Annotated in this window: 18 protein-coding genes and 1 pseudogene; 14 read left to right on the forward strand and 5 right to left on the reverse strand. The window is 55.6% G+C overall.

The annotated features are described in order from the left end of the window. From DMG62_18980 to DMG62_19005, 6 genes are all read left to right on the forward strand, one after another. On the forward strand, window positions 1-1,134 hold a 1,134-nt coding region (locus DMG62_18980), incomplete at its 5' end, for a short-chain dehydrogenase (GenBank protein PYY21313.1). 4 nt (window positions 1,135-1,138) lie between these two features. Further along, a complete protein-coding gene (locus DMG62_18985; protein PYY21314.1) occupies window positions 1,139-1,861 on the forward strand; it encodes a short-chain dehydrogenase in 723 nt (240 codons plus the stop codon). Beyond that, window positions 1,858-2,400, forward strand: a complete 543-nt coding sequence (locus DMG62_18990) for a hypothetical protein (protein ID PYY21315.1) — start codon at window positions 1,858-1,860, stop codon at window positions 2,398-2,400. Before DMG62_18985 ends, DMG62_18990 begins: the two co-directional genes overlap by 4 nt. Continuing rightward, a complete protein-coding gene (locus tag DMG62_18995; GenBank protein ID PYY21316.1) occupies window positions 2,394-3,119 on the forward strand; it encodes a haloacid dehalogenase in 726 nt (241 codons plus the stop codon). The genes DMG62_18990 and DMG62_18995 overlap by 7 nt, the downstream gene beginning before the upstream one ends. Window positions 3,120-3,625: 506 nt before the next feature. Beyond that, the gene (locus DMG62_19000) at window positions 3,626-5,548 is read left to right on the forward strand and encodes a DUF1800 domain-containing protein (GenBank protein PYY21358.1); all 1,923 of its coding nucleotides are present in this window, start codon (window positions 3,626-3,628) and stop codon (window positions 5,546-5,548) included. 84 nt (window positions 5,549-5,632) lie between these two features. Further along, window positions 5,633-6,889, forward strand: a complete 1,257-nt coding sequence (locus tag DMG62_19005) for a hypothetical protein (protein PYY21317.1) — start codon at window positions 5,633-5,635, stop codon at window positions 6,887-6,889. 85 nt (window positions 6,890-6,974) lie between these two features. On the opposite strand, the gene DMG62_19010 is transcribed toward DMG62_19005, so the two are convergent. The 3 genes and pseudogenes from DMG62_19010 to DMG62_19020 all read right to left on the reverse strand — a co-directional run bounded on the left by DMG62_19010 (window position 6,975) and on the right by DMG62_19020 (window position 9,708). Further along, window positions 6,975-8,231 carry a hypothetical protein gene (locus tag DMG62_19010; protein ID PYY21318.1) on the reverse strand — a complete coding sequence of 419 codons (1,257 nt, stop codon included), beginning with the start codon at window positions 8,229-8,231 and terminating at the stop codon, window positions 6,975-6,977. Between the two features lie 103 nt (window positions 8,232-8,334). Further along, window positions 8,335-8,847 (reverse strand): methyltransferase, encoded by a 513-nt coding sequence (locus tag DMG62_19015; GenBank protein PYY21359.1) that lies wholly within the window; start codon window positions 8,845-8,847, stop codon window positions 8,335-8,337. Between the two features lie 132 nt (window positions 8,848-8,979). Further along, a pseudogene (locus DMG62_19020) lies at window positions 8,980-9,708 on the reverse strand (diacylglyceryl transferase). Between the two features lie 80 nt (window positions 9,709-9,788). Between DMG62_19020 and DMG62_19025 the strand changes: the two are divergent. The 7 genes from DMG62_19025 to DMG62_19055 all read left to right on the forward strand — a co-directional run bounded on the left by DMG62_19025 (window position 9,789) and on the right by DMG62_19055 (window position 16,664). Further along, window positions 9,789-11,072, forward strand: coding sequence for a hypothetical protein (locus DMG62_19025; protein ID PYY21319.1), 1,284 nt, complete (start codon window positions 9,789-9,791; stop codon window positions 11,070-11,072). Next, window positions 11,069-12,427, forward strand: coding sequence for a cytochrome P450 (locus tag DMG62_19030; GenBank protein ID PYY21320.1), 1,359 nt, complete (start codon window positions 11,069-11,071; stop codon window positions 12,425-12,427). The genes DMG62_19025 and DMG62_19030 overlap by 4 nt, the downstream gene beginning before the upstream one ends. A gap of 128 nt (window positions 12,428-12,555) precedes the next feature. Then, window positions 12,556-13,563 (forward strand): radical SAM protein, encoded by a 1,008-nt coding sequence (locus DMG62_19035; protein ID PYY21321.1) that lies wholly within the window; start codon window positions 12,556-12,558, stop codon window positions 13,561-13,563. Between the two features lie 289 nt (window positions 13,564-13,852). Further along, entirely contained in the window at window positions 13,853-14,059 is a 207-nt protein-coding gene (locus tag DMG62_19040) for a hypothetical protein (protein PYY21322.1), read from the forward strand. Between the two features lie 30 nt (window positions 14,060-14,089). Then, window positions 14,090-14,818 carry a hypothetical protein gene (locus DMG62_19045; GenBank protein ID PYY21323.1) on the forward strand — a complete coding sequence of 243 codons (729 nt, stop codon included), beginning with the start codon at window positions 14,090-14,092 and terminating at the stop codon, window positions 14,816-14,818. Window positions 14,819-14,820: 2 nt separating this feature from the next. After that, the gene (locus tag DMG62_19050; GenBank protein PYY21324.1) at window positions 14,821-15,906 is read left to right on the forward strand and encodes a sensor histidine kinase; all 1,086 of its coding nucleotides are present in this window, start codon (window positions 14,821-14,823) and stop codon (window positions 15,904-15,906) included. Next, the gene (locus DMG62_19055) at window positions 15,903-16,664 is read left to right on the forward strand and encodes a DNA-binding response regulator (GenBank protein PYY21325.1); all 762 of its coding nucleotides are present in this window, start codon (window positions 15,903-15,905) and stop codon (window positions 16,662-16,664) included. The genes DMG62_19050 and DMG62_19055 overlap by 4 nt, the downstream gene beginning before the upstream one ends. On the opposite strand, the gene DMG62_19060 is transcribed toward DMG62_19055, so the two are convergent. Then, window positions 16,661-17,101 (reverse strand): hypothetical protein, encoded by a 441-nt coding sequence (locus DMG62_19060; protein PYY21326.1) that lies wholly within the window; start codon window positions 17,099-17,101, stop codon window positions 16,661-16,663. The genes DMG62_19055 and DMG62_19060 overlap by 4 nt on opposite strands. Before the next feature lie 224 nt (window positions 17,102-17,325). Beyond that, on the reverse strand, window positions 17,326-17,751 hold the full coding sequence (locus DMG62_19065) for a BrxA/BrxB family bacilliredoxin (GenBank protein ID PYY21327.1): 426 nt from the start codon (window positions 17,749-17,751) through the stop codon (window positions 17,326-17,328). 252 nt (window positions 17,752-18,003) lie between these two features. Here DMG62_19065 and DMG62_19070 point away from each other — a divergent pair, with 252 nt between their 5' ends. Next, complete coding sequence (locus DMG62_19070) at window positions 18,004-19,065, forward strand: UDP-N-acetylenolpyruvoylglucosamine reductase (protein ID PYY21328.1); 1,062 nt, start codon at window positions 18,004-18,006, stop codon at window positions 19,063-19,065. Window positions 19,066-19,119: the final 54 nt, after the last annotated feature.

Consider the following 19,119-nt stretch of genomic DNA (forward strand, 5'->3'; position numbering starts at 1 on the left):
GCCCAGCCTGCCCTTTGCCGGAGCGATCTTGTCTCCGGCAGCCCTCTTGTCTTTCGCCATTCTTGGCTGATCACCTCTGATGAATTTTTCTGGATTGCGCAAAACGAGTATGTTCTCGTATCGAACTCTGAATTGCAAACGGGAACAGCGAACACGAAGGGCACGGAGGCGAAAGCGACGGTCCCGAAGACGAATCACGATTGCAAGCTTCGTGACCTCTTCCTTTCCTTTGTGACCTTCGTGTTCGCTGTTGGCTTTATCGCTACAATCTCGCGCATGCCTCAAAACAAAGTTGCAGTTGTTACCGGCAGCTCCAGCGGATTCGGTTTGCTCACTGTTGTCGAACTCGCCAAAGCAGGGTTCCTCGTGGTCGCAACCATGCGCGATCCTCAACGCCGGACGCGGCTGGACGCAGCCCTGGCGGCCGCCGGAAACAATCTGGTCTCGCAAATCGACGTCCGCCAACTTGACATAACAAATTTCGAAAAGATTCCTTCTGCGATTTCCGAGATCGTGCGCGAACACGGCCGCATCGACGTTCTGGTGAACAACGCCGGCTTCGCCGTTGGCGGATTCGCCGAAGATGTTTTGTTGGAGGAACTGCGACTCCAGCTTGAGACTAACTTCTTTGGTCAAGTAGCGGTCACAAAAGCCGTCCTGCCGACGATGCGTGCACAGCGCTCTGGTCACGTCATCATGCTTTCATCGATCCTCGGCTTGATGGGGCAGCCCGTGATCTCGAGCTATTGCGCTTCAAAGCACGCGCTCGAAGGATGGTCCGAGGCTCTACGAATCGAATTGCGCTCGCTCGGAATCAAAGTGGTGCTGGTCGAGCCTGGCGCTTACAAGACCGATATTTGGACGCGTAACGTGCTGGTAAGCCGAGGCTCGACTGACGACAGTTCGCCAAACAAGGAACGGAGCCGTAGTTACGTTGCAGGAGTGAAAGAGTCGAAGCAGGAGATGGCGGACCCTGTGGAGGTCGCACATCTCATCACCCGGCTCGCGCAAGATCCTAACCCGCGGCTGCGCTATCGTGCGGGACGAGACGCCAAGATCGGCTACTTCATGCGCGCGCTGCTTCCCTGGAATATCTGGGAAGGTATGGTAGAGAAACGAACCAAAATCCGCTGAGGAGATGTTTGTGAGCAGTCCATTGGAAGGCAAGCTTGCTGTAGTGACCGGCGGAAGCCGCGGCATTGGGTTGGCGATAGCAGCGAAACTAGCGGAACTCGGATGCGAAGTGGTGATCACTGCGCGCAAACGTGATGAACTCGAAAAAGCTGCGCAAAGCATTCGTAAGGGCGGCGCGAAATGTGAGGGCATTCCCTGTGATGTGAGTTCACTCGCGGACGTTCAGCGACTCGCCGATAAGCTCAGCGATCGTAGGAAAAGGCTCAAGATCGTAATCAACAATGCCGGAGTCGGTGGATTCTCCGCCCCACTCCACGAAACTGATCCTGAAACATGGGACAAGATCATGAATACCAATCTGCGCGGCGTGTACCACATGATCCGTGCTTTTGCTCCGGCTCTGATCGCAAACGGCGGCGGCGACATCGTCAACATCTCTTCACTCGCAGGAAAGAATGCGCTCCCGAACGGTGCAACTTATTCGGCGTCGAAATGGGGATTGAATGGCCTGTCTTATTCCGTTGCGGAGGAGTTGCGTGGACATAACATTCGCGTAACCGTCGTCTGTCCAGGGTCCGTGAATACCGATCTCAGCCCGCACACCGGTAAGAACACGAGCAAGATGTTGCAGCCCGGAGATATTGCGCACGTGGTTGGAATGGTTGTGACACAGGCGTCGCAGTCGTTCGCTAGCGAGATACTCCTCCGACCTACACAAAAACCATGAAGTTCTCCGTACTCTTGCTTTCGGCAGGCATGCTGCTGGCCGGTCACTTGAAAAATACAAGCTTCTCATTCACTGGAACAGTCAGCCACGGTGAGTCGTTTTCACACAAATTGCCGAATGGCCTGTTGTTCGAACTACAGCCCACGGACTGTGGATGGATGGTCAGCATTCATCCGCCAGGCGTTTCGAATCAAGATTACTTGTGGCCGGAAAATCCTCCGGTGCGGCAGAAGAACGAACTCTTCCTGGACGATGAATACGATGGGGATTGGGAAGCGCCGCTGAAACACGTTCATACGATCTATTTCGCTCGGACGCGGCAGCAAGCCCAACGGAAGCTCGACTGGATTGATGCCTTCGAACATGGCGATTATCAAAGAGCCGATAAGTTAGATTTGCGGCAGTCGGCTTTGGGAGAAGCCAAGCTTTTCGTTGTTGGTTACAAGAAGACGGTCATGGAACAAAAGATCGTAGCCAACCCGAAAGACCACTGGTGCGCCGACGACTTGCGGTTCCGCGTTGTAGTATCACGATGGTGAAGCTCGCATCCGACCACAACTCAACTCCGCAGACGCTGCTGATCGATGCCGATGACACGCTCTGGGAGAACAACGTCTACTTCGAGCGGGCGATCGCCGATTTCATCTCGTTCCTGAATCATCACGAGTTCACTCCGCAGCAAGTACGCGAAAGGCTGAACGAAGTCGAGCGGGACTCAATCAAGACACACGGATACGGCGTTCACAGCTTCGCCAATGCACTGTGCAATACCTTCGAGTGCCTGAGTGTGGAGCGCCTGACGGAGGAGTTACGCGAGCGGATTCGCGCATTCGCTCTGCGCATTGCCGAGCATCCGGTGGAGATCATCGCCGGAGTTCCGGAGACGCTTCAGCACCTAGCCGGTCGTAGGCATCACTTGATCCTGATGACGAAAGGCAATCCAGCGGAGCAAACGTCGAAAGTCGAACGATCCGGACTGAACAACTATTTCGCGGCAATCGAAGTCGTTGCGGAGAAGAACGCGAATGCGTACCAGAGCGTCGCCGAAAAATATGCGCTGGACACGGACGTCACCTGGATGGTCGGCAACAGCCCGCGCTCAGACGTGAACCCCGCGCTGGAGGCCGGACTCCATGCCGTCTTCGTGCCGCATGACATGACTTGGGTGCTCGAGCACGAGGAACTCGCGGCGCCCATGAAGGCAGGACAACGCCTGCTAAAGCTGGACCGATTTGCAGACCTCACAGCCCATTTTTGAAGCACCGTCCATTGGGAAACGCTGCCGCAGTCTAGTCCTCCGCTTACGAAAAGGAACATCTCCTGGTATAGGCCCTGAATTCACTGCTAATTCACTGTTATTCACTGATAAATTCGGCGAACTTTTGTGCTACCCCAGTGTTTATGCGGTCTGCGCCGGTTTTTGCTCCCCGAGCTTTTCAAAATTCACTGTTTTTTTCGCTGTTAGCAGTGAATTGGCTACTTCAGCGACTCAAACGCGGATAGCTTGATAAACTGGGATTTCCACAGGTCCCGTAGGGACCCTGGGTTCCTTTCAAGGGTTGACTGAAGGCAACTTTCGTCCCCGCCTGGGTTTATTTCTCCTTGAGAACTGGTGTATTTTTCAGCCGGAGACAGTTTATGCGCTTGAATCAGAGACTCTGGATTTGGCTGCTGCTGGCTATGGTTCTGCTATCCGCCCTTGGCCTCGTCGCTGAAAAGAAGAAGAGAAAATCCAAAGATCAGGCGAACCCTTCGGCCATGCAGATGGACGAGCAGAAGCGTGCCGTCCATGTGCTGAACCGATTTACATTTGGTCCCCGCCCTGGCGATGTCCAACGAGTCGACGCGATCGGCATTGATAAATGGTTCGAACAGCAACTGTATCCAGAAAAAATCAATGACTCCGCACTGGAAGCCAGGCTGGCTCCTTTCCGCACACTCAGGATGAAGACCGATGAGCTGGTGAGGGACTTCCCGCCGCCGCAAGTAATCAAGGCAGTTGAGAATGGTCGGGCTTCAATCCCTCGCGATCCGCAGGAGAAGGCGATCTACCAGGCTGCGATGGATCGCCAGCGACAGAAACAAGAGGCCAAGCAGGAAGCCGCCGAGTCTCAGAACAATCCGGATGCGAATGCGAACGATCCCGGCAAGCCGCGACGCAACGGACGTGAGCTCGAAGACGGTATGTATGCCTCTCTGAGTGCCGACTCGCTCCTGAGCGAACCTCCTGATCAGCGCTTCAAAGACTTAATGAAGATGCCTCCCGATGACATGCGGGCAGTAGCCAGATCGCTGAATCAGCAGGAACGGGATCGCATGATGGATGGACTCACACCGCAGCAGAAAGAAACGCTACAGGCGCTGGTAAACCCGCAATCAGTTGTGCAGGGAGAGCTCACGCAGGCGAAGCTCCTGCGCGCTATCTACAGCGAACGCCAGCTCGACGAAGTGATGACCGACTTTTGGATGAATCACTTCAACGTCTTCATCAACAAAGGTCCTGATCGCTACATGCTCACGTCGTATGAACGCGACGTGATTCGCCCGCATGTCCTGGGCAAATTCAAGGATCTCCTGGTCGCGACGGCGAAAAGTCCGGCCATGCTCTTTTATCTCGATAATTGGCAAAGCATCGGTCCAAATTCTGACCAGGCGCGCTTTGGTGGCCAACGGCCCGGAAAAGGCCGCTTACGGCGCGGACCGTTTGGCATGATCGTGTACCAGCCGCCGAGACCAAGACGAGAACAGACGCCGCAACAAAAAACCAAACGTCCCAGCGGACTGAATGAAAACTACGCGCGCGAGATCATGGAGCTCCACACACTCGGCGTTGATGGCGGTTACACGCAAAAAGACGTCACAGAATTAGCCAAAATTCTCACCGGCTGGACAATCGAAAAGCCGCAGCAGGGCGGCGAGTTCAAGTTCGACGAACGCAGGCACGAGCCTGGCAAGAAGAAAGTACTAGGCAAAGAGTTTAAAGAGGGCGCTGAAGGCGAGGCCATGAAGGCGTTGGATATGCTCGCGCATCACCCTGCCACGGCGAAGTTCATTTCGAAGAAGCTGGCGATGCGTTTCGTTTCAGACGACCCGCCGGAATCCCTTGTCCAGCGCATGGCCAAGACATTCCACGACAAAGATGGAGACATTCGCGAAGTCCTGCGCACGATGTACAACTCGCCTGAGTTCTGGGCTCCGGAATCATATCGAGCCAAGGTGAAGACGCCGCTCGAATTCGTGGTTTCTGCAGTGCGCGCTTCGGGAGCGGATGTAGCTAACCCGCAACCGCTCGTGAACCAATTGCAGAAGCTGGGTATGCCGCTTTATGGCATGCAGCCGCCAACGGGGTATCCCATGAAGGCAGAAGCCTGGGTGAACTCGGCTGCGCTGCTGAACCGTATGAATTTTAGCCTGGCGCTCGCAAGCGGCAAGCTGCCGGGAATTCAGTGGAATCCGGCAGCGAGTGTCGATCAAAATCAGCTTCCCAGTGATCCTGCAGGAGCGCTGGCGAATTTTGAAACTGCATTCCTCGAGGGAGATGTCTCGAAGCAGACGCACGCGACGATACTTAACCAGCTGAACGATCCGCAGGCAGCGATGCGCAACAACATTCCGGGAGCACAAGGTACAAACTTCCGGTTGATCGGCGGGTTGTTGCTCGGGTCCCCGGAGTTCCAGCGTCGCTAGAGGTCCATACAGCGTTGTAGAGATGCAGTCGCCACGGCGGACGTCTCCACGATGCGTTAAATGAGTTCGAATGTAGGAGCAGTTATGGCGATCACAAGAAGAGCATTCATGAAGGGCGGCGCCGTTGCGTTAGTTGGCACCGCTGCTGTGCCGAGCTTCCTCACCCGGGCGGTGTATGGCTCAACAGCCCCCCTAGGCGGGAAGAAGCGTCTTGTTGTGCTCTTTCAACGCGGGGCTGCCGACGGTTTAAACATCGTCGTCCCACACGGAGCGCAGGCTTATTACGCCATGCGTCCGACGATCAACATTCCGCCTCCGTCGCGGTCACAGCTTTCGGCTATCGATCTGGATGGCTTTTTCGGACTGCATCCATCGATGGAAGCGTTCAAGCCATTATGGGACCAGGGACATCTTGCGATTATCCATGCCGCTGGCTCTCCCGATGAAACTCGTTCTCATTTCGACGCGCAGGACTTCATGGAATCTGGAACGCCGGGATTGAAGTCCACAGAAGACGGATGGCTGAATCGCGCCATGCACACCGGGGACCCGAAGCAGCATTCCCCTTTCGGGGCCGTCGCTCTGAGCACAGCGCTGCCGCGCACGCTTGCTGGCAAGTTCCCTGCCGTAGCCATCAGCAACATCAACGACTTCGGCGTGGGCGGACGAAATCCCAACGCAGCTCCGATCAGTAACACATTTGAAGCGATGTATGCGCAGTCCGTTGACAGCGTGCTTCACGGTACCGGCCAGGAAACATTCGAGGCTGTAAAGATGCTCAAGGCAGCAGACCCAGCGCGCTACACCCCCGCTCCGGGAGCAAATTATCCCCGCGGCCGCTTTGGCGACAGTCTGCGCCAGGTCGCGCAGTTGCTCAAAGCCGATCTTGGAGTAGAAGTAGCCTTCGCCGATATCGGCGGCTGGGATCACCACGTCAACGAAGGCAACACTCAAGGGCAACTTGCGAATCTTCTCCGCGAGTTTTCCCAGTCGATCGCGGCCTTTTGGAATGACGTTGGAGATCTTGGCGAGAGCACCGTGCTAGTCTCGATGTCGGAGTTCGGGCGCACGGCACGCCAAAATGGAACCGGCGGCACCGATCATGGACACGCCAACGTGATGTTCGTTGTTGGCGGGCCAGTACGCGGTGGCAGGGTGTATGGCCGCTGGCCAGGCCTCGAGCAATCCCAGCTTTACCAGGGAAGGGATCTGGCGCTCACTACTGACTTTCGACAGGTTCTCGGCGAGATGGTGTATCACCATCTTGGGAATCGCGATCTAACAGAAGTTTTTCCTGGGTTCCAGAACAGTCCAAACCGTTTCTTAAAGATCCTTGGATAAGCACTAAGCGGCCTTCATTTGAATCTCAAAGAACGGAGCGTCCGGGCGCTCCGGTGTGTTGCGTGAATTGTCTTCGAGTTTCCGATCACGCCACGCGTAAACGCTCGCAGCGCGCCACTCGCTCGATCGCAATCGCATACGCAGCAGTACGTAAACTGATCTGGTTTCGGCGGCTGCGCTCGCCCACTTGTTCGTAGGCTCGGAGCAGGCCTGTTTCAATCTCCTGTTGAATCTTTTCTGCTTTAGGCGACGATCGCTGAACCATGCTCGACCATTCTGCATTGGCGGCCAGAACTTCGGCGACGCTGCCAACCAGATCGGGAACAACCAATATCCCCTGCTTTGCCAAGTGATGATCGGCGTCGGGGGTGATCACCAACTCCGAGGTCTCGACTACAAGCTTCGCCTGTAACTGAGCGGCAACTGCACAATTCAGAGTTCCCTCAGGTGCGCCAAGCGCAAGCACGTCACAATCCAACGCGTGCACGTCGATGGTTTCGGCAGCGCCCTCGAAGCCAGTCAGCGAACCGGTGCGAGACAGGTGAGCGCCAAGCGAATGCAAATGGATGCCAGTCGAACAGCGCAAGCCGCCACCCGCCTCGGAAATTGCGACGATTACACAGCCGAGTCGGTCCAAGGCAGACGCGATATGGAACGCACTTCGATCCAGCGAAGCTACAGCGACTCGAAGGCCATTGAGAGACATGCCGCTATCCCGCGCAGCTCGGGCTATCAATGCCGCCGTGGCCGCTGCAAAGAGCTTTTCCCGCTCTGGTAAACCTCCATTTCGGAGAGGCTTTCCGAGAACGGGAACTAGAGAGTCCTTTTGCAGCGCAGAGTACTCATCTGCGATCCACGACATCGTTTCCGAGCCGGCGTTCACTCCGGGCGCACATACGTCGTGATAGATGCCAAGCATTTCCCGAAGTCGCGCTCCGTAGCGGCGTGCCAGGCGCTCGAATTCGCCATGGTTGAGTTGTGCCGGATCGCAGGCCACTCCGCCAGCAGCCCCGCCGAAGGGAATATTGGCAACGGCGCAGCGCCAGGTCATTGATTCCGCCGCTGCGCGAAGTGTCTCTAGTTCGAGACCACTTTGGAAGCGGAGTGCGCCGATTAAGGGTCCGCGTACGCCACTATGCTGTACGCGGTATCCACGGAAAAGTTGAAGTCGAGCGTCGTCGCGGCGCAAGGGCACTTCAATGGTCAATTCCCGCGATGGAACTGAAAGGAGCCAGCGCATTTCAGCGTGCAATCCGAGCCGGTCGGCAGCCATGTCGAAGTATCGGCGTATGTGCGAGGATCCGGATTCGCGCCTTCCAACTGCTGCCGTCCCCTGAGCCATCGATCACTCCTGAGAACCCTGAGACAGCTGCACTAATCGTGCAGCACCTCTTGACCAACCTTAGATGCAATCCAGAGTTGCTGGAGAGAGTTGCTGAAGCGGATTATTTTCGGCCGGAGCGTTTCTGAGCGATAACCATGCCCCGCGGCGTAGGCACCAGAACCACAGAGATCAGGCCCTCGTGCTCCATTTTCAACGCAGCTTCCCGCACTGTTTTAAGATGGGAGCTGGCATCGTGCATCAGGATGAGCCCGTTAGGATTCATTTGTGGCAGAAAGCGTCGCACTTCTTGTTCGCGTAGCGGAGGGTCGCTGTCGCTGAAAAGTAGGTCGATACTACCCTGAATCCTCGTTTCCAGGCTGGATTCATTGCGATAGTCGATCCACTTTGCAAATCCTGACTTGTCGATGCGCTCTTTGGCTTTGGCGAAAACCGACGAGTCGTATTCGCAGGTGATGACCTTGCCAAAACCATTAGCTTGAAGGCCCTCAGCGATCCAGAGAGTGCTAATGCCCATGAAAGTACCGGTTTCCACTACGGTTTGGGGCTTTAGAGTTCGCACCATGCAACGGAGGAACTCGAGTACCTCAACCTCCGCCGTCATCGAGTCATACATGCTCCAGCACTCGGGATTGGGACACTCCGGCGTGGCGCGGTGATATTCCGGTTGGAGAACATCGCCATGCTCTTCAAAATGATGAAGAATACGGTGCTCGCCTTTGTCATTGCGAAACTTCTTGTTCACGGTCACAAGTATCGCCAGTCCCGCCACGATCGAGGCGAGGCTCGCGGCTTGCGCATTGCTGAGTCCGAAGAATGAACGCGGATTAATGCGGATGAACTCCACCAGGAAGCGCTCAACTCCCATCCAGATCAGATAGAGCGCCGCGACCTCGCCCACAGGGCGCGGCCCTCGCAGGGCCTTCGCGCCTTGCCGCCACAAGTACCAGAAGATGACCGTGGCAGCGACAGCCTCGTAGATCGGCGTAGGATGAACTCGCTGCGTCGTCGGTACCAAACCATTGGGAAAGCTCATGCCCCATGGCAACGAGGTTGGGGTGCCGTAATCTCCGTCGCCAGAAGTGAGACATCCGATGCGTCCGACCGCATAACCCAACGCCGCAGCCGGCCCGCAAGCGTCGAGCATTTCCGGGTATGTGAGCTTGTAACGTCGCGAGAGCAGATACAGAGCCAGCAACACGCCGATCAGTCCACCGAACCACGCAAAACCTGAGCGGCTGAATATCTCCCCTAAGGGATTCGCCAACAGATCGCTCGGCGACTCGAAAACGTGATAAAGCTTCGCGCCAGCAATTCCCAGCAGAGCGCAGATAGTAACAATGTTCTGAGCGTCGTCTTTTAGCCCGCGTCGCCGAATATCGGCCCGCAAGACGAAGTAGGCGGCGACGAATGCGAGAAGCATCAGCAAGCCGAAACTGCCGATCGTCACTGGCCCAAGGTGGATGTAGGGAATCAATGTTCTCTAACCAACGAGTATAGCTGCGCAGCTTCGAAGCTTCGCGCTTACACAGCATAGGAATCATTTAATCTGAGTTCATGCGGGCAATCTTCCGGCAGCGCGGCCTGCGCCTCATCTTCATCGCCAATCTGATCTCGATGCTGGGCAGTGGGATGAACACTGCCGCTGTGGTCTGGTACATCCTGCAGGTGACGCATTCCGAGATGGCGCTGGGCGCTGTAGTGATCCTGCAGACGTTACCGGCCTTGCTGATGCTGCCTTTTACCGGCGTGATCATCGACCGCGAAGACCGCCGCCACGTGGTGATGTTCCTCGATGCCTCGCGCGGAATCGTGATTCTCGTCGTTGCCGCGCTTGCTCTCGCCGGCAGAGTGCGCCTGTGGGAGTTGTACTTGATGAACACCTTGGTGGCTGCTGGGTTCTGGATGTTTTGGCCATCGGTGACGGCACTCATTCAGGAGCTCACGCCGGAGTCCCAGTATGCGGAGTCGAGCAATTTCCTGATGGCAGGCGTGCAAGGCGGATGGCTGATCGCGGGCGGCATCGTGGGATTCGTCTACAACCACCTTCACCTCAGTGGAGTGCTATTGCTTGACTTCAGCACCTACGTGATCTCGATCGCCTGCTACTTATTCGTCCGTAAGGGACGCATAGTGGTCGCCAAACCGGAGTCTCTCGGTACAAACTTGGAGAATGCGCATCCCATCGATCGCTACTGGCAGGAACTGCGCGAGGGATTTGAATACCTGCGACATCGTCCTGCAGTGACGCTGGTCGGAATCAGCATGGCGCTCTTTATGGGCGCAATGCTCACCTCGGGAATCGTCGTCGCACCATTGGCCGATCGCATCCTCCACGCAGGTGCCGTTGGTTATGGATGGCTCAATAGCTCCTGGGGAACAGGTGCGTTTCTCAGTACTCTTTACACGCCGTGGGTAATCAGACGTCTGCACACGCGCGCGAGTATCCGGCTCAGCATGCTGGTACTCGGTAGTTGTGTCTTTCTGGCACCACACTCGCGCGTTCTCGCGGTGGCCGCCGCTCTGTTTTTTCTGATGGGATCGGCGCGTGGCTTGGGTGGCACTTCACTTAATACAAGTCTGATGGAATTGGTGCCGCATCACTTGATGGGGCGTACGCAAAACACTTTTTACTTCATGGGCACGCTGCTTCAGCTCGTTCTAGCATATGCCGTGGCGGCCTCGGCGCACCGCATCGGACTGTCGACTGCCTACGGCATCATAGCTGTCACGTATCTGTGCGCGTGTGCGTCCACGTTGCTGTCAGAAGATCAAATCACCTTCGCAAAGGCGGAAGCCGCGGCCAAGGAGTCCGCAGTTCAGGAGACACACGCATCATGAGCTCTGCTGCCCAGCTGACAAGAAAAAGCGCACCCGGACCGCGCGAGTTTTTGTCCTTGTCTCCACTCTTTGCCATGCGGCGCAATCCGCTTCTTTACATGGAGGAGCTGCATCGGCGTTATGGAGACTTGGTCAGCTATCGTCCGGCAGGACGTCAAGTCTTCATACTCTTCCATCCTGAAATGACGCAGGACATGCTGGTCACCCATGCGCGCAATCATCATCAAGGGCGCGTGATGCAGCGCTCCCGCTCCGTCCTCGGAAATGGCTTATTGACGAGCGAAGACAGCTTGCATTTGCGGCAGCGCCGACTGATGCAGCCGGCATTCCATCGGCAGCGAATCGCAGGCTACGGACGCGCCATGGTGGAATATGCCGAGCGTCACCAACAGAGATGGAAGAGTGGCGAGCTGATGGACGTTCATCAACACATGATGCGACTCACGCTGGCTATCGTTGGCAAAACTCTTTTCGATACCGACGTTGAGCGCGACTCCCAGGAGATCGGAAGCGCTCTCAACACGTTCATGGGCTTGTTCAAGTTCGCGGTTCTGCCATTCTCCGAAATCCTTGAGAAGCTGCCAATCCCACCGGTGCTGCGCATGAAAAAAGCACGTGCACAGATGGATCGAATTATTTATCCCTTCATCGAGGAGAGGAGGCGAAGCGGGGAAGACCGCGGAGATCTTCTGTCAATGCTGCTCGCTGCAGAAGACAAGGAATACGGCGGCGAACGCATGGATAACGATCAGGTTCGCGATGAATGCCTAACATTGATTCTTGCCGGACACGAGACCACGGCTAACGCGCTCAGCTGGACGTTTTATTTATTGGCGCAACATCCCCAGATTGCACAGCGACTCAAGCGCGAACTCGATCACGTCCTCGGCGACCGTCCACCGACTCCGGAGGACTATCCCAATCTGAAATATGCCGAGATGGTCCTGAGCGAGTCGATGCGGCTGTATCCGCCGGCCTGGGGCATAGCCCGCACCGTAGTCGAGCCTTACGACGCATTTGGGGTTACGTTTCCCAAAAACGCCCTGGTTCTCACCTCGCAGTGGATCACTCATCGCGACGAGCGCTGGTATCCGAATCCGCTGCATTTCGATCCTGAACGCTGGACGCCGCAAGCACGCACCAATCGCCCGAAGTTCTCCTATTTCCCATTTGGCGCCGGGCCACGCCAGTGCATCGGCGAATCATTCGCTTGGATGGAAGGCGTGCTCCTCCTGGCCAGCGTCGCCCGAAACTGGAAGTTCTCGGTGGTGAAAGAAACCCGCGTGGAACTACTCCCGGTAATCACGCTGAGGCCCAAATTTGGGATGAAGCTGCGAATCGAGAAAAGCAATTGAACACGGAGGACAGAGGGAAACAACTCGCTTTTTTTCCTCCGTGACCTCCCTGTCCTCCGTGGTCAAAGCGTCAAGCTTGTTCTGATATACTGGCCTAGGCGAATATAAAGCGAATAAACCAGAGCTGTATGGTTTCCCTACCTCTATATCCATCGCAGCCAGAGACCCATCTGATCGGCATCGCCAAGCTGGCTAGTGAGGCCGAGCACGTCGATGGCGGGCATGAGGTTGAATTCTTCTCGCTGCCGGTGCGCTCGATCCTCAACCGCTGCGACTCGCGTCGCAATCTTCCTTTCACGTGGACTATCAATCCCTATCGCGGTTGCGAGTTCGCCTGCAAGTACTGCTATGCGCGCTACACGCACGAGTTCATGGAGATCCGCGATCCCAATGAGTTCGAGCACAAAATATTCATCAAGGATGAGGCCGCGTGGCTCCTGCGCCGCGATCTGAAAAAAGTTCGGAAGGGCGAAGAGATTGCCATCGGGACTGCGACCGATCCATATCAGCCTGCCGAGCGGCGGCACTGCGTAACGCGCTCCATTTTGGAGGAACTGGCCCGCCATGCCACGCTGGAGATTGGCATTGTTACCAAGTCGAATCTGGTCCTGCGCGACGTCGATGTGCTGAAGCAAGTGGCGGAGCGAAATACGATCGGGGTCCACATAACGGTTACAACTGTAAACACCGAGCTTGCTCGGATCACCGAACCTCGGGCACCGCGGCCTGATCTGCGGCTCGAGGCGGTTCGCAAGCTGAATGAGGCTGGAATCCCAGCGGGTGTTATTTGTGCTCCAGTTCTGCCGGGTATTACTGACAAGCCTAAAGACTTGGAAGGTCTAGTGAAAGCCGCGGCGGAGGCAAACGCCACAAACATCTTCGCCAATCCACTGTTCTTGAAGCCATGCTCAAGAGCGATATTCCTTCCATTCATCAAAGAACGGTTTCCCGACCTTGTGCCGCAATATGAGCAAATGTATGGCGAGCGCGATTTCGGATCACAGGCTTACCGCAAGCATCTGACCGCGCTCATGAATAGATTCAAGAAGAAGTATGGAATTGGCGCTTCCGGGCCACGCGGAGCTATTCGTGAGTACCTTCCGCCAAGGGCGGTTGAGCAGCTGGCCTTGTTTTGAATCTCTGAGGACCAAGAAAGGAACGTTGAAGGACCGTCGCGCGTCCCGGCGCGGGTGTTTGCTTGCGACACCCAAATCTCTCGGGCCGGGTTTACTACAACCTCTTGTTTTGTTCTGCGTACCGAAAATCAGCGCGAGGACCCCCGCGGTCCGCTTCGATCAACTCTCCGATGTACCCCGTCATTCGCCGGTAAACGCCCGCCGTTCACCGAAAAGCTCGCGACTATCGCATTGGTCTCGACCTAAATTGAACCTCGTGAACAACAGTATCAATTGTGAGGAGATGTTTATGAACGACAACCGTCTACCCTCCTACCCCAGCGACACCCTCATCGGGATTGTCATTGCCACAATCGGCACCCTGGTGCTGCTCGCACGCCTGAATGTCTTCACAGTAAGCTTTAATCTTCCCGGAGACCTCGTAACATGGTGGCCGCTTCTGCTGATCTCCGCGGGCGTCGTCCTGCTATTCGTGCCCGAAAAGGCGAGGCGGTGACCCGTGAATACCCGACCGTGGGAGAACGAAATGACGGCTAATCGAAGAGCAGCAACCGGAACACTGGTTTCCGGACTCGTGGTTGCTGGCATCGGCGTTGTGCTGCTCCTCGATCGTTTCGGGATTGTTGAATCCGGCATTGTGTGGAGGTTCTGGCCGGCAATCTTCTGTGTCATCGGCCTCGTTCGCCTGATTGAAGCGAATAATACAGGTGAACAAATATGGGGTGGATTTTTCATTTCGTTGGGCACCCTGCTCATCCTGCACGAGTTCGGATATATCCGTTACGGCATCGGCCAGCTCTGGCCTCTAATCATGATCGTCGCCGGCTTGCTTCTCGCTTGGCAGGCCAAAGAGCTACGCGAAGGACGGCGAGGCTTTTGTATGTCTCGCCCGTTCGGACCACGTCCAGATGGTGGAGGACCGCTTAGCTCGGTGGCCATCTTTGGGGGTATAGAGCGTCGGCTTGAAGGAATGATCGGTGATGGTGGGAATTTGCTCGCGTTCTTCGGGGGATTCAAGATCGATCTCTCGCGTGCTGATATGGAAGGCGAACGCACGGTGATCGACGCGACTGCGATTTTCGGTGGCGGCGAGATCATCATCCCCGAATGGTGGAAGGTATCGGTGGAAGGACTTGGAATTTTCGGAGGTTATGTCGATAAAACGCGGCATGTTCCTCGGCCTGATCGTCCTGTAAAGACGGTTGTCGTCCGTGGCGCTGCTATCTTCGGTGGCATCGAGGTCAAGAGTTATTAGGCATGCATCCGATCCTCGGATATCCGCGCCGGCTTGGGCTGTACCTGTTCACTTGGCTGATAGTAAGCGAGCTTCTGTTCTATGTGGCCACTTACCACCACGGCGGCATTGATAAATTCCAGTCTGTACTGTTCTTCTTTCCGCTTTCTGTTGTATACGCATTCATGTGCCTCTCCGCTTGGTATTCCTGTCGCGGCATTCCCCTGGAGGACACGAGCTTTACTGGAATGCTTGTACCTCATCTGCTGGCGGCGCTTATCTGTGCATTCTTCTGGGCTTTAATGGCAAAAGCGCTTGCAAGTGGCCTCTCGCGCCTGCCTCAGTTGCAAGGATTCGACGAAAAAGTCGTCAGGAGCATCCCAATTTTTCTCGCAATGGGAATGCTCCTTTACCTGCTCGCCGTGGCGTTGTTCTATGTTTTGCTGGCCCAGGAGGCGTCACGTGAAGCCGAACAGCGCGAATCCCAAGCGCGTGTGCTGGCTCGCGATGCCGAGTTGCGTGCACTCAAAGCGCAGGTAAATCCACATTTCCTGTTCAACAGCCTGCACTCGATCAGCGCATTGACAAGCAGCGATCCTAAGCGTGCGCGCGAGATGTGTATTGCCCTTGCCGATTTTCTTCGCGCCACTTTGGGATTGGGTGAAAAAGCGCTGATCTCCCTTGAAGAAGAGTTATCGCTTATCCATTCATTCCTTGCTGTCGAGAAGATCCGTTTCGGCACGCGCTTGCGGATGGAGGAGCAAATCGATCCGGGGACGCTCGATTGCATGGTCCCACCCTTAATTCTTCAGCCATTGGTGGAGAACGCAGTGGTGCACGGGATCGCGAATCTCATAGAAGGTGGATGGATTCAGCTTCGGGTGGACGCCGTACGTGACGAGAACAACACCACTGTAAGCATCGAGGTGGAGAATCGTTTCGATCCCGAAGCGCCTGCTCGACGGAAGAGTGGCGTGGGGCTTGCGAACGTGCGTCAACGTCTCAACACCCGGTATGGAAACAATGCGACTTTTTCTGTGAACAAAAACGGCGAACGCTTTCACGTGGGTCTCACCCTTCCTGCTGAGAGAAAGGCAGTGCCCGCATGACGCAAACAGCCGAAAGAACTCGCGCCGTGATTGTCGATGACGAGGATCTCGCTCGCCAGGTAGTTCGGGAGCTGCTGCAGGCTCATCCCGAAATAGAAATTGTCGCTGAATGTGGTAACGGGTTTGAAGCCGTAAAGGCGGTCACCGAACTCAAGCCAGATTTACTCTTTCTCGATATCCAGATGCCGAAGCTGGATGGCTTTGAAGTGCTGGAGCTAATCGGAACCGAATTGGCGGTCATCTTTGCGACGGCCTATGATCAGCACGCGCTGCGTGCCTTCGAAGTGCATGCTGTCGATTACTTGCTCAAGCCCTTCGGAGCGGAGCGTTTTGAGCAAGCGCTCGCGCGCGCACGGAAGAGAGTGAGAGAAAAGCTGCCAGCAGCAAGCGATTTGAAGGCTTCAACACGAACTCCTGGAGAATTTGCAGAGCGCATCGTTGTCCGCGACGGCACACGCGTGCATATCATTCCCATTGCAAAGCTGGATTATGCCGAGGCGCAGGATGACTACATTGCTCTCGCTAGCGAAGGCAAAAAGCACCTCAAGCAACAAACCATTTCAAGCTTGGAAAGCTCGCTGGATCCAGCGCGATTTCTGCGAATCCATCGCTCTTACATCGTGAACCTAGAGCGAGTCACGAAGATCGAGCCGTACGGGAAAGACACACACCTGAGTACTCTCAGCGACGGGACGCGGCTTCCAGTGAGCCGATCGGGTTATGGTCGTCTCCGGGCAGTGCTTGACCAGAAGGCTTAAAGGCCAGCAGCTTTCAACTTCCTCCGGCGCTCCTGCCACTCCTCCGTAGAAAAGATTCGCGGACCCACTTCGATGAGCCGTGGCAGCATCTGGAAGACGGAGACCGGATTCCACTTGAGCCCGTGGCGGGTACGAAAACCCCGACGGTTGAGTTCATCCGCAATTCTTGAATAAGGGCCTTCCTGAACTGTCAGCTCCATCATAAGAAAAAGAGCTTCTCTTTCCGTCGGATTTACTTCAAGCTGGTCCGAATCCTTCGAGACCTGAAGGCCAAATGGAGGCTCTTCACCCGTCGGGGGCCGCTGCGCTGCCGCTTCGGCGACCTCGCGCTCCCACTCAATAGCAACGATCTTCCAGCCCTGCTCAGTTTGATTCCTCAATTCTTCCGCCCCAAATGGGGATGAAAGAATCTGTCGAACACGCTCAACCTTGGCCACAGTGCCTCCTCGTTCGAGGGAGTCTGAGATCGCGATGCAGAGTATCAGCGCAAGTTCGATGCCACAAGCCCGGAACTCACAGTGTTCGATATTACAGCGGGTTAGGGACGGCGCTGGGAGAAGGCCTTGGGGACCGAATGTCCGCTTGAAGTACAGCATGTGCGAAATCGGTCAGCGAATAGAGACGCAGCATGGGCTGCGACTGCGTCTCCACGACTGCGGCACTAGACAGCAGACTTAGAGCAATACTGATTGAAGGCCTGTGCCAGCTTGAGCGCGATCGTTTGTGGATCGCTGGTCTCAATATCGGAACGTTGCATCATGTACACGAGTTCCCCTTCGCGCAAGATTCCAATAGACGGCGATGAGGGCGGGTATCCGCTGAAGTAGGTGCGGGCGCGCTCGGTAGCTTCGCGATCCTGACCAGCAAAAACGGTGATCGCCTGATCCGGCCGCGTTGAATTTTGCAATGCCGCTCGTATAGCGGGGCGCATCTTGCCAGCTGCGCATCCGCAGATCGAGTTGACTATAACCATTGTTGTGCCCGCTTGCTTCAAGGCCTGATCTACTTCATCAGCCGTGCGCGTTTCTTTAATGCCGAGGCGGGTAAGCTCCTCGCGCATCGGCATGACCATAATCTCTGGATACATTCGTTAACCTCCAACAATCATTTTACATAGCGACTGGTTTTTGATTACCTGATTCGGCCGCCCTCGGCTGGTCCACTGTTGAAGCAACAAGAACCGCATGTACCCTGCAACGTTCTGCCGAAGATTGGCCAGCTTCTCGAGATAGGTTCTTACCTCAGACCACAGGAGCCTTCATCAGTGTATCGGCCGAGGGCAGCCGGACCATGTAATCAAAAACCAGCTCAGCTGGCCTGATGCGGTAATCTCGCTTCAGTGCAAATCCTTCGAGACATTCCTATTGCCCCTTACACAACCCTCAAAGTTGGCGGCCCTGCTCGTTATTTCGTAGAAGCTCACAGTGAGACTGAAATATTTGACGCCATCGCTTACGCCCGCGAGCACTCACTGGAATTGTTCGTGCTCGGTGGAGGAAGCAATCTTGTGGTCTCCGACGCTGGCTGGCCTGGCTTAATCCTGAAGGTTTCCATTTTAGGAATTGAAACTGCTCCTGCGGATGGAAACATCTTGTTCACTGCTGGAGCTGGAGAGGACTGGGACGGCTTGGTCGCCCAGTCCGTCGAGCAGAATTGCGCAGGTATTGAATGCATGAGCGGCATTCCTGGAACTGTGGGAGGCACGCCTGTACAAAATGTGGGTGCATACGGCCAGGAAGTAGCTGAGACGATCACAACAGTTCACACGATCGACACCAGCTCCGGTGAAATCCGGGAGCTGTCAAACGCCGAATGCGGCTTCCATTACCGCACAAGCATCTTCAATAGGTCGCAGAAAAGACGCTACATCGTTACGCGCGTCTCCTATGCCCTCTGGCCCGACAGTGCGCCTCGCGTTGAGTATGCCGACCTCAAACGGTACTTTGCTTCGTCTTCGTCGAGCCTGACGCTCTTGCAGGTACGGAATGCAGTGCGCGAAATCCGCGCAAGCAAGGCCATGCTAATTACTCCCAATGAAGAAAATAGCCGTAGCGCCGGATCCTTTTTCAAGAATCCAATCATTTCGCCGGCGGAATACGATCGCATCGTCTCCCTTACTCAGTGTGCGGATCAAAAACCACCTAGGTACTCTGCTCCCGAAGGACAAGTGAAGATTTCAGCAGCTTGGTTAGTGGAAAAGGCCGGCTTTCACAAAGGCTTTGCCAATGGCCGAGTGGGAATCTCTACTAAACACAGCTTGGCAATCGTGAACCGTGGAGGTGCCACCGCGGCCGAGATTGTCGAATTGAAGAACAGGGTTCAGGAAGGCGTATTCAAGACATTTGGAGTGAAACTTCATCCCGAGCCAGTATTTGTGGGCTTCGATTGGGCAGGCTCATAATCTATGCAGCTGTCACAAGCGTACTTCTAGAGAATCTTAGTTATTGGGACACAA

This window comes from Acidobacteriota bacterium, assembly GCA_003225175.1.
Classification (GTDB): domain Bacteria; phylum Acidobacteriota; class Terriglobia; order Terriglobales; family Acidobacteriaceae; genus Gp1-AA112.